General features: G+C 42.0%; 10 protein-coding genes and 1 other RNA gene. 7 read left to right on the top strand and 4 right to left on the bottom strand.

Features of this window, described 5'->3' with window-relative positions:
- Positions 1–197: 197 nt before the first annotated feature.
- The 3 genes from B4J23_RS08235 to B4J23_RS08225 form a co-directional block, all read right to left on the bottom strand.
- Complete coding sequence (locus B4J23_RS08235) at positions 198–437, bottom strand: DUF378 domain-containing protein (protein WP_034703714.1); 240 nt, start codon at positions 435–437, stop codon at positions 198–200.
- Between the two features lie 399 nt (positions 438–836).
- Positions 837–2,171: a Xaa-Pro aminopeptidase gene (gene pepP / locus B4J23_RS08230; RefSeq protein WP_125278706.1), complete on the bottom strand. Its 1,335-nt coding sequence runs from the start codon at positions 2,169–2,171 to the stop codon at positions 837–839.
- A 150-nt stretch (positions 2,172–2,321) separates the two neighbouring features.
- Positions 2,322–2,954, bottom strand: coding sequence for a UPF0149 family protein (locus B4J23_RS08225; RefSeq protein ID WP_125278707.1), 633 nt, complete (start codon positions 2,952–2,954; stop codon positions 2,322–2,324).
- A 65-nt stretch (positions 2,955–3,019) separates the two neighbouring features.
- On the opposite strand from B4J23_RS08225, the gene B4J23_RS08220 reads away from it, so the two are divergent.
- The 5 genes from B4J23_RS08220 (at position 3,020) to lon (ending at position 7,587) form a co-directional block, all read left to right on the top strand.
- Positions 3,020–3,577 (top strand): hypothetical protein, encoded by a 558-nt coding sequence (locus tag B4J23_RS08220; RefSeq protein ID WP_004782884.1) that lies wholly within the window; start codon positions 3,020–3,022, stop codon positions 3,575–3,577.
- Entirely contained in the window at positions 3,574–3,861 is a 288-nt protein-coding gene (locus tag B4J23_RS08215; protein ID WP_005234746.1) for a cell division protein ZapA, read from the top strand. Before B4J23_RS08220 ends, B4J23_RS08215 begins: the two co-directional genes overlap by 4 nt.
- 97 nt (positions 3,862–3,958) lie before the next feature.
- A non-coding RNA gene (gene ssrS / locus B4J23_RS08210) (6S RNA) lies at positions 3,959–4,143 on the top strand.
- 288 nt (positions 4,144–4,431) lie between these two features.
- Positions 4,432–5,013: a 5-formyltetrahydrofolate cyclo-ligase gene (locus B4J23_RS08205; RefSeq protein WP_125278747.1), complete on the top strand. Its 582-nt coding sequence runs from the start codon at positions 4,432–4,434 to the stop codon at positions 5,011–5,013.
- Positions 5,014–5,160: 147 nt separating this feature from the next.
- Positions 5,161–7,587: an endopeptidase La gene (gene lon, locus B4J23_RS08200; RefSeq protein WP_125278708.1), complete on the top strand. Its 2,427-nt coding sequence runs from the start codon at positions 5,161–5,163 to the stop codon at positions 7,585–7,587.
- A 65-nt stretch (positions 7,588–7,652) separates the two neighbouring features.
- Here lon and B4J23_RS08195 read toward each other — a convergent pair whose 3' ends face one another.
- The gene (locus B4J23_RS08195; RefSeq protein WP_125278709.1) at positions 7,653–8,612 is read right to left on the bottom strand and encodes a M28 family peptidase; all 960 of its coding nucleotides are present in this window, start codon (positions 8,610–8,612) and stop codon (positions 7,653–7,655) included.
- A gap of 155 nt (positions 8,613–8,767) precedes the next feature.
- Between B4J23_RS08195 and rlmH the strand changes: the two genes are divergently transcribed.
- Positions 8,768–9,250, top strand: a complete 483-nt coding sequence (rlmH, locus tag B4J23_RS08190) for a 23S rRNA (pseudouridine(1915)-N(3))-methyltransferase RlmH (RefSeq protein WP_004782895.1) — start codon at positions 8,768–8,770, stop codon at positions 9,248–9,250.
- A 106-nt stretch (positions 9,251–9,356) separates the two neighbouring features.
- Positions 9,357–10,133: a dioxygenase gene (locus B4J23_RS08185; RefSeq protein ID WP_004782897.1), complete on the top strand. Its 777-nt coding sequence runs from the start codon at positions 9,357–9,359 to the stop codon at positions 10,131–10,133.
- The last annotated feature ends 123 nt before the right edge of the window (positions 10,134–10,256 follow it).

Here is a 10,256-nt window from a genome sequence, read left to right as displayed (position 1 = left end):
ATATTTTTATCCGGTCGATAGAAAAAACTTATAGAGATTTTTTGATCTCTTTAGGCATTATCAAAAATTTAAATACTAAAAACGGAGCTTAAGCTCCGTTTCTGTTAAATGTCCTTTATATCTTTTAGATTAACTAATCTGTTATAGAAATCAGTTAATTAAAAAAATATAAATGACTTCAATTAACTTTTAGTCAGTTAACGTACTACTCGAGCTTGAGACTCATGATGTACATCACGTCGACCCAATTTTGTACCAGTATAGATCAGATACAAGGCAGACAAACCAACCAATACATAAATAATTCGAGATAGTGCACTCATTTCACCAAAGATGGCAGCGACTAAATCAAAGTTAAACGCACCAACTAGACCCCAGTTGATGCCACCAATAATCGCTAAAGCATAAGCAATCCAGTCAAGCGTATTTAGTCTCATCATTTTTCTCCTGCTCTTCTTTGAGTTTATTTAAGGAACAGGTCAAGTATGAGAACGAAATCGGAATTAATATGTTGCTTTGATGCTAAAAACTCAATTGCTGTGTTGAATTCCTGTCATCTTATAATTCTCAATTTTAACAAAGTTAATTTTATTTGAATAAATCGCGATTAAGGTAATTAAAAGTTTTTCATGTTGCTCGATAGTATCTTTGTTTTATATAGCCATTGGATAATTTATTCCCTAAGAAATTATTTCATTTTTTCTTAAAATTTTATAAATACTCATTTTAATATCAATATATTAGAAAAATTAATTTCCTTAATGAGTCAATTTTTAGCTTTTTCCTATGATAATAAAAAAGCCGATGAGATCACCGGCTTTTTTTATATCTTTTATTTAAGCAGCACGTGCTTTGGCCATTAAGGCTTCAATATCTTCCACGGTTTTCACAACTTTTGCAGTTAACACCAACGGGCCATTTTTGGTAGCAACCACATCATCTTCAATCCGGATTCCGATACCACGCCATTTAACATCTACAGTTTCATCATCTGGCGCAATGTAAAGACCTGGCTCAACTGTCACGACCATACCTTCTTCATATGCACGCCATTCACCGTTGGCTTTATAAGTACCTACATCATGTACATCCATACCGAGCCAATGTCCAGTACCGTGCATATAGAACTGGCGGAAACTTTCCGTCTGGATAATTTCTTCAAGATCTCCCTGCATAATCCCCAGATCAAGTAAACCTTGAACCAGAATGCGAACCGCCACATTATGCGGCTCTTTATAAGAGTTCCCGATTTGAACTGCATTGATGGCAGCAATCTGTGCGTCCAATACGACATTATATAACGCTTTTTGTTCCGGACTGAATTTACCATTCACCGGGAAAGTACGGGTAATGTCCGAAGCATAAAACTGATATTCACAGGCAGCATCAATCAGAACCAGATCACCATCTTTCAGCTCTTTATCATTTTCCACATAATGCAGAATACAGGTATTTTCACCGCCACCGACAATACTGTTGTAGGATGGTACACAGCCATTTTTACCAAAGACATAATTCAGTTCAGCTTCTAAAGCATATTCCATCATGCCTGGACGAATTTTCTGCATAGCCAGTGTATGCGCTTCTGCAGAAATATCAGATGCAAGCTGCATCAGTTCAATTTCATTTTCATCTTTATGCAGACGCATTTCATCAATGATACGATCCAGCTGCATGATCTGTGCCGGTGCAGAAGTACCACGGCGGCTTTCACCACTGGCTGTTACGATCCATTTGGCTACACGTGCATCAAATTCGGCATTGTGTCCAATCCGGTAGAAAAGCTTGTCTTTGTTCTGAAGCTTGGTGAGGATTTCCTCATCCAGTAGATCAATCGCATAAGCTTCGTCTGCTTCATAATCATCAACGGCGCCATCTACTCCGGCACGGTAGCCGTTCCAGATTTCCATTTCACGATCACGTTCACGGCAGAACAGGCTATAGGTATAGCCTTCTTCTTCAGTATCGAAAGTTTCAATGACTGCAACTGCTTCAGGCTCAGCAAATCCGGTCAGGTAAAAGAAACTGCTGTCCGCGCGGTATTTATAATCTGCATCACGGTTACGCAGGGCAACCGGGCTGGTTGCAATAATCGCGATACTACGTAATCCCATTTCCCCTGCGAGGATGTCACGACGTTCCTGAAAATCGGCTTGAGTCAGTTTCTTCATTACACCTTACTTCTTATCAATTGCTACTGTTATTTAAAATTTGGTCCTGAAAACAGGTCAGATTAATTTACTATCATCATGAGAAGGATCAGCAAAAAATATGCCGGTTTTCAGAACCGTTTTTTAATTTGTGTTTAGAACCGCTTGAACTTAACTCGGACGTTTCGGCGAGAAAATTTCAACTACAGATTGCGCTTCAGTCGCAGAAGCTGGAGCTGGTGCTTTTTGCGTGAATTTCTGCAATAAAGGTGTTTCTTCAACCTCTACTTTTTTACGGCCGACGGACAGGCTTACCGGAATCAGACGAACAAACTCATACAGCTCCTGATAGCTTTCTTCGCCTTCGGCATCGTCATCAGAATCTTCAAACTCGACTGCTGCAACATCTTGTAAATGTTCAATCAGTTCCATTTCATCATTGCGGATATGCCCTGAAGCCAGACCGAAACCAAGCACTACGCCTGCACACCAGTCAGCCAGTGCCTGAACGCGTTCAGCCAAGCTATGCTCATCATCTGGTAGTAATGGCAGATAATCCAGCTCATCTTCAGACAGCGCATGAAATATGTCTTCTGCCTCACCCGTTAACAATTCTAATGCTTCAGGGTTCAGTTCAGGAACATCTAGCGTTTCTAGAATCTGTACCCATTCATCATTTGAAGGTGCCTGAGTGACACAGACAATTCCGGTAAGCAAACCATGCAGTTCGCTTGGGCTAGAAATTTCTTCAATTGAGGAAAAATTGCGGTACCATTCTGACCAACCTGAAATATCGTCTTGCATTCGTTTATCCAATCTCTATACTGCTTTATATATTACCTTTGTTTGCAACACTGTGCGACCTCGATATGTTAGAAGAATTACAGCGTCTACAAGTGCATATTGGCGTTTTAAAAACGCGACTTGCACAACTTGAAAGTGAGAATACCAGTTTACGTGAGAAGCAAGAGGCTTCAAGCGTGCAACATGAAACTCAAATTGAACAAAAAAATAGCTTTATTGCGCAAAAACAACAAGAAATCCAGAATCTCAATCAGCAACTGACAGAATCACGTAACCAGTTTCAGCATTTAAACCAGGATGCTACAGCACTGGCAGATCGTTATAGCCGTCTGGAAAAAAGTTGTACTGATCTTAAGAACCGTTTTCAGGAAATTCTGGCTGAACGCAATGAGTTACGCGTGCTGAAAGAAAAGTTATTGCTGGAACAGCGTCATGCCCAGCAGGAAATTCAGCGGCTGAATCAGGAATCTGAACGTCTTACCCAGAAAAATGAAAATGCCAAAGCTAAAGTTGAAGCCATTATTCAACGTCTGGCAATTTTGGGAACAGCCCAGGATCAAAATGCACAGGAAATTCAGCAATTGGCCCATCCTACTGAAGTGACTGAGGAAGCTTCATCATGAGTGAACAAATCGCAATCGACTTAAAGGTATTGGGTCACAGTTTCCGTCTGGCCTCCACTGCGGATCAGCAGGATGAACTACAACGTGCAGCGCAATTACTCAATGAAAAATACGATGAATTTCGCCGTAAAGCCCCTCGTATGGAACCAAGTAAACTGATCATTATGGTGGCACTGGAACTGATGCAGGAAGTATTGACGATGAATAAATCCCTGCAACAATATGCTCACTGCGAACGTTTGTTACAAACTATTTTGGAAGAAGTTGAAGAACTAACTGAATAATCGAGTTTTTTGTATAAACTTCGGTCGTTCGACTAAACTGTTTACAGTTCACGAACAGCATAGAGTTGCCACATCAGCATTATCGTTTATACTTAGTCTAACTCTGAGATGTTCGCCAGCGGGTCAGATTCCCCTGAGCCGATATTTAAATCTTAGGATTGAGTTCTGCATATTTAGAGTGTATGCCCATCCGGTATGGGAAACCCAGCAAGTATGCGTCTCGTCCACCTTGAACTTTAGGGTTCAAGGGTAATGACATGCAGCGGCATCCTCGGAGTGCTTCTATTTTTCTCAAAATATTTCATTATTTATCTTCTTTTCTAAATCTTAAATTCATTGCATTTTTCTTGGTTTAGCGTCCTATACTCGTACCTTTTTCGTCTTTTAAAAAATTGCCTAGATCTAAATATAGTTCGATTAATTCATCATAAATGTTTCATTATTTTTAAAATTTAATCAAAAATTCATACTGATGCCTATAATACTCGCTATGTTGCTACCCTCTATTTAAGCTATGGCATTTTATTAATCTAATGCCCTAAAATCCTGAAGACCATATTTATGACGACGATGAATCTTTCCGAACTTCGCAAACAGCTACGTAAACAGCGCCGTCAACTCTCTCGATTTACCCAGAAACAGACTCAACAACGTATCCTGAATATGATTCGGACTTTGCCAGAATTTCATGCAAGCAAATCTGTTGGGGTTTATCTGGATGCTTTCGGTGAGGTTCGGACTCAGGCGCTGATTGAATACTGCTTTAAGCATCATAAAAGGGTTTATCTCCCCAATATTTGCAATATGAACCAGCAGCTCACATGGGTAGAAATCAGTCAAAATCAATATCGTTCCCAGCGTTTTGCTCATCATCGGTTGGGAATGCGTGAACCCATGGCTACACGTGGTCTGCATGCCTCAAAACTGGATCTTTTAGTTATGCCACTATTAGCCTGTGATCAATATGGCACCCGAATTGGTATGGGGGGCGGTTATTATGATCGTACGCTGGCAACAGCACCGCACCGTCCTTTTCGTCTGGGGTTAGCACATGACTTTCAGCTGATCCCACAGCCTTTAACCCGAGAAGTTTGGGACCAGCCTCTAGATGCCCTGCTTACGCCTACACTTTTACAACGTTTTAAGCGTTAAACAATGTATTTCCAAATACATAAGTACTTTAAAATCACATAATTAGTCATTTTTTATACAATTTAGTCGCTATAGCCCTTGTAATTTTTAAATTACCCATCACTATTAAAAACATGGCAACACCGTTGTCACTCATTAGGAGTGCCCATGTCTGAAATTATTATGAATCAAGAAACCTTAGAGCCTCAGGTTCCAAGTGTATTACCACTTTTGGCGCTACGTGATGTGGTGGTGTATCCACACATGCAAATTGCGCTATTTGTCGGTCGTGAAAAATCGATCAATGCAGTTGATGTGGCTCGTAACAGTGACAATCTAGTATTTGTAGTTGCGCAAAAAGATTCGCTTACAGAAGAAATTGATCACGACAACTTATATCAATACGGTACTGTCGCGAAGATTGTGCAAGTTGTGAATCACGAAAATGATGAAAACTGTATTAAAGTCCTGATTGAGGGACTGTATCGTGCCAAGCTCAAAACCATCATTGATGAAAATGAGTATTTGACTGCTGAGCATGAACTTAGCCCAATGACTGTGTCAGTCGATGAAACAACTCAAGCTACGCGCTTGCAGGAGCTGCGTGCCCTGTTCGCTCAGTATGCTGAAGCAAAACTTCGTAATGCTCGTGAGCTGATTGCAGCTGCGAATAAAATCGAAGACTTGTTGCAACTGTTATTCTTCGTAGCGACCCGTGTTCCTTTGAATATCGAAGTGAAACAGAAATTCCTGGAATATGACGAGTTCGATGCACATTTAACTGAGTTGATGACTTACCTATTGCAACAGTCTGAAGAACAGCAAATTGAACAGACTTTGCATGACTCGGTTAAACGCCAGATGGAAAAAAACCAGCGCGAATACTTCCTGAATGAAAAAATGAAAGTCATTCAGCGCGAGCTTTCCGATATGAATGGCGGTGCGGAAGATGACGTTGCGGAAATCGAAAAACGTCTGGCTGAAGCTGATCTGCCTGAGCATGTGCGTAAAAAAGCGGAATCTGAGTTCCGTAAACTCAAAGCAATGCAACCAGCCTCTAGCGAAGCTGCGGTAGTTCGCAACTATCTGGAAGTGATTCTAGATACGCCATGGAACAAAGCCAGCAAAGTTAGCATTAACTTGAATAAAGCTCAGGAAATCCTGGATGCCGATCACTATGGTCTGGACGATGTCAAAGACCGTATTGTGGAATATCTGGCGGTTCAGTCTCGCGTGAAAAAATTACGCGGTCCAATCCTGTGTCTAGTTGGTCCTCCAGGTGTAGGTAAAACTTCCTTGGGTGAATCGATTGCCAAAGCGACTGGCCGTGAGTTTGTCCGTATGGCCCTAGGTGGTGTACGTGACGAAGCAGAAATTCGTGGTCACCGTCGTACCTACATTGGTGCGATGCCAGGTAAGATCGTGCAGTCATTGACCAAAGTTGGCGTGAAAAACCCGCTGTTCTTGCTCGATGAGATTGACAAGATGGCTCAAGACTACCGCGGTGATCCAGCTTCTGCGATGCTTGAAGTACTTGATCCATCACAGAACAACAAGTTCAATGATCACTATCTTGATTTGGACCTTGACCTGTCAGAAGTGATGTTCATCTGTACTGCCAATAGCATGAATATTCCTGAAGCCCTCTTGGACCGTATGGAAGTGATTCGTCTGCCTGGCTATACCGAAGAAGAGAAAGTTAACATTGCTGACCGTTACCTTGTTCCTAAAGCAATCAAGAACAATGGTTTACGTGCTAAAGAGTTGACTGTGCATGAAGAAGCGATTCGTGACATCGTGCGTCGTTATACTCGTGAAGCCGGTGTTCGTAACCTTGAACGTGAAGTGTCTAAAATTGCACGTAAGGTAGTGAAAGAAGCAGTTAGCAAGAAAGCTAAAAATCTTCAGGTTGAAGTGAATGCGGGTAATCTTCCAGATTACTTAGGTCCACACAAATTTGACTACGGTATGGCGGAAGAAGAGGCTCAAATCGGCCGTGTAAATGGCTTGGCTTGGACTTCAGTGGGTGGTGAGTTACTGACTATTGAAGTTGCAGCAGTACCTGGTAAAGGTAAATTCATTACCACCGGTTCACTTGGTGATGTAATGAAAGAATCGATTACCGCTGCCATGACTGTCGTTCGTACCCGTGCGGCTGAATTAGGTATCGAAGCTTCCCGCTTTGAAGAAACTGATGTGCACGTGCATTTACCAGAAGGTGCGACTCCGAAAGATGGCCCATCTGCAGGTTTGGCACTGACGACTGCTCTAGTGTCTGCATTCACCGGTATCGCGATTCGTCCAGATATTGCGATGACAGGTGAAACCAGCTTAAGTGGCCGTGCAATGCGTATCGGTGGCCTGAAAGAGAAACTGCTTGCTGCGCACCGTGGTGGCATTAAACTGGTGTTCATTCCACAGGAAAACGTTCGCGACCTTGCGGAAATTCCTGAGAGTGTAAAAGAAGGCCTAGAAATCAAAGCTGTGAAATCGATTGATGAGATTTTACCTCTGGCTTTGATCGATATGCCGAAAGCACTGGTGAAACCACCAATTGTGAAAGCAAGTGAAGAAGCTAAAGCTGCACGTCATTAAGACCTAAAGGCTTTGAAAAACACCCTGCTCTGGCAGGGTGTTTTTGTATTTAGGCGAGGATAATTTTAAAGACGAATCACCATATCGACCAAGCCATTCACGACCTGAGCCATCTTGGTCAGATCCAGTTTATCTAAGGTATCCTGCTCGGTATTGTAGTAAGGATTACGATAATGCGCTGTATCTGTAATCAGCATGGTTGAATAGTTAAACTTGGCATAATTCAGATAGCCAGAAAAATTCATGTCTTGAGCGAACGCCGGACTAATAAAACGCTGACAATCCAGACGCTTGAAACGTTGCATGGACGTACAGTAATCTCCTGTCAAACTGGCTGATGCCAAATGTCCAATCACAGCAATAAAGTTTCCATGTCGGGGATAGATCCATTTTAATCCTGTCGGATAGGTCTGCACTAGATTTTCATCATAATAACCAATAGAATCCAGAATAATGACACCTTTCACTTTTTGTTTCTGGGCCTTTAATGCTTTGGCATGTAGATAGCTTCCCATATGTTCAGTCTTGAAATAGGGTGGCTCCTCCAGTGTATAGAAAGCAAACTCGATATTATGTTTGAGTTTTGACTTTTGTAAGGCCAATAATCGAGCTGTTTCCAGTACCCCTGCTACACCGGAAGCATTGTTATCTGCTCCATATAGATCACTAAAGACATCATAATGCGCACCAATAACCAGTTTGGTTTTGGCTTTAGCATTAAGCTGACATACCACATTTCTATAGCTTAGGCTATTTACGATATAATTTTGGAACTGACATGGGATGCCAAGCAGACGCATCTGTTCTTTGAGCCATGCTGAGACCCGGTTTAATTCACTGGTATTTTTAAAATTCCGGTATTCATCTACACTGATAATTTGTTTGATAAACAGTTCCAGATGTTCTGTCTGTGCCTGTTTGGAGGAAAAATTTGCAGGTGCAGCAAAGCTCATGCCTGAACTGGTTAAACCGAGAATAATTAGTAGAAAAGTACAATATCTTTTAATAATGAGACTGGTCCGCATTTCTTATTATCCATTCCTTTATTATCAAGCGGATACTTGAATTATGGATATTAAAACAACATTAAATTCATGATTTCAATTTCAATTTGTTTCCCTAGCTCAACTTCGTGTTGTTTGATCGTTATAATGAAGTATCTAATTATTGATCCAGTTCTATGAAAATCCGTATCTTAACCATCGGCCAGAAAATGCCGGCTTGGGTGCTGACAGGCTTTGAAGACTATTTCAAACGTATTCAGCCTTTTGTACAGACTCAGGTGGTTGAATTGCCAATGGCAAAACGGGGCAAAAACGATTCTGAAGCCGATATTCTGAAATACCGAAATATTGAAGGTGACAGTATTTTAAATGCCTTAAAACAGAATGAAGTCCTGATTGCACTAGAAGTCGGTGGCCGTGAGTTTAGTACGGAAAAACTGGCTGAAACCATGAAAGGCTGGATGCTGGAAGGTCATGATATTGCCTTGGCGATTGGTGGGCCAGATGGCCATTCTGAAGCAGTCCGAAAAGCAGCAGCCTGGCATTGGTCCCTGTCTAAACTCACCTTGCCACATCCGCTAGTCCGTGTAATGCTGATTGAACAACTGTATCGCGCCATGAGCATCAACCATAATCATCCTTATCACCGTGCAGGCTGATCTGTTGATGCGTTCTGATTATGCAACGTTTTGTTGAACAATCCCCCCTGCCTTTGCTTCTCTTTTTATTGCATGATTAAAACATTGAATTAATGTGGTTTGACTTATGAACTTGCAGACTTTGCCCGGCTTATTTATTTCTCATGGTTCCCCTATGCTCGCGCTCAATCCTGAGCAGGTTGGCCCGGCATTGCACCGTTTAAGCCTGAATCTGCCACGTCCAACTGCCATTATTGTTATGTCGGCACATTGGGAAAGTGAAGCTCTGGAAGTCAATACAGGTATTCGTCCTGAAACCTGGCATGACTTCCGTGGCTTTCCACCTGAGTTATATGAGTTACGCTACCCTGCTCCCGGCAATCCAGAGCTGGCTGAGCAAGTCTTGGGCTTATTGGCCAATGCCGGGTTCTCTGCACATGCCAACAGCACCCGTCCACGTGATCATGGCGTCTGGATGCCGCTCTTACATATGTATCCAGAAGCAGACATCCCGGTGGTTGAAATTTCTTTACCAATGTCGATGAGTGCAGAAGAGATTTACAAGATTGGCCAGACGTTGGCGCCACTTCGTGAGCAGCAGGTTTTTCTGATCGGGTCAGGGAGCATTACCCATAATTTGCGTGAATTGTCCTGGCAGGGAAATAGCGATGAAGTTCCGGAATGGGCATCGACCTTCCGCAACTATGTGGCTAATAAATTAACCCATAGCGATTTTGATGCTGTGCTGGACTGGCAATCCATTCCTCAACTGAAACGCAACCATCCAACGCTGGAACACTTTGCGCCGCTATTCTTTGCCATGGGCACTGGAAACCGTTTCAGTATCGTGCATAGCAGCTTTACGATGGGCGCTTTGGGGATGGATATTTACCGTTTTGACTAACCGATAGCTCCGCTTATTTAAAATCTGACTTTTTAATTTGGATACATTTTGTTAGCAAAAGCTACGATTTGTATCCATATTTTTTGTTAATCTCTTGATTATAATCAAGAGATTAACAAAAAA

The sequence above is a fragment of the Acinetobacter sp. UBA3025 genome (assembly GCF_002367915.1).
In the GTDB taxonomy this organism is placed as follows: Bacteria; Pseudomonadota; Gammaproteobacteria; order Pseudomonadales; family Moraxellaceae; genus Acinetobacter.
The sequence above is the reverse complement of the archived record's forward strand: the minus strand, read 5'-3'. Positions and strand labels throughout refer to the sequence as shown.

Excerpts from the sequence above, each read along its gene's own strand:
- B4J23_RS08235 (WP_034703714.1), bottom strand. The coding sequence starts at position 437 with ATGAGACTAAATACGCTTGACTGGATTGCTTATGCTTTAGCGATTATT.
- rlmH (WP_004782895.1), top strand. The coding sequence starts at position 8,768 with ATGAAAATCCGTATCTTAACCATCGGCCAGAAAATGCCGGCTTGGGTG.
- pepP (WP_125278706.1), bottom strand. The coding sequence starts at position 2,171 with ATGAAGAAACTGACTCAAGCCGATTTTCAGGAACGTCGTGACATCCTC.
- B4J23_RS08205 (WP_125278747.1), top strand. The coding sequence starts at position 4,432 with ATGAATCTTTCCGAACTTCGCAAACAGCTACGTAAACAGCGCCGTCAA.
- B4J23_RS08225 (WP_125278707.1), bottom strand. The coding sequence starts at position 2,954 with ATGCAAGACGATATTTCAGGTTGGTCAGAATGGTACCGCAATTTTTCC.
- B4J23_RS08195 (WP_125278709.1), bottom strand. The coding sequence starts at position 8,612 with ATGCGGACCAGTCTCATTATTAAAAGATATTGTACTTTTCTACTAATT.
- B4J23_RS08215 (WP_005234746.1), top strand. The coding sequence starts at position 3,574 with ATGAGTGAACAAATCGCAATCGACTTAAAGGTATTGGGTCACAGTTTC.
- lon (WP_125278708.1), top strand. The coding sequence starts at position 5,161 with ATGTCTGAAATTATTATGAATCAAGAAACCTTAGAGCCTCAGGTTCCA.
- B4J23_RS08220 (WP_004782884.1), top strand. The coding sequence starts at position 3,020 with ATGTTAGAAGAATTACAGCGTCTACAAGTGCATATTGGCGTTTTAAAA.
- B4J23_RS08185 (WP_004782897.1), top strand. The coding sequence starts at position 9,357 with ATGAACTTGCAGACTTTGCCCGGCTTATTTATTTCTCATGGTTCCCCT.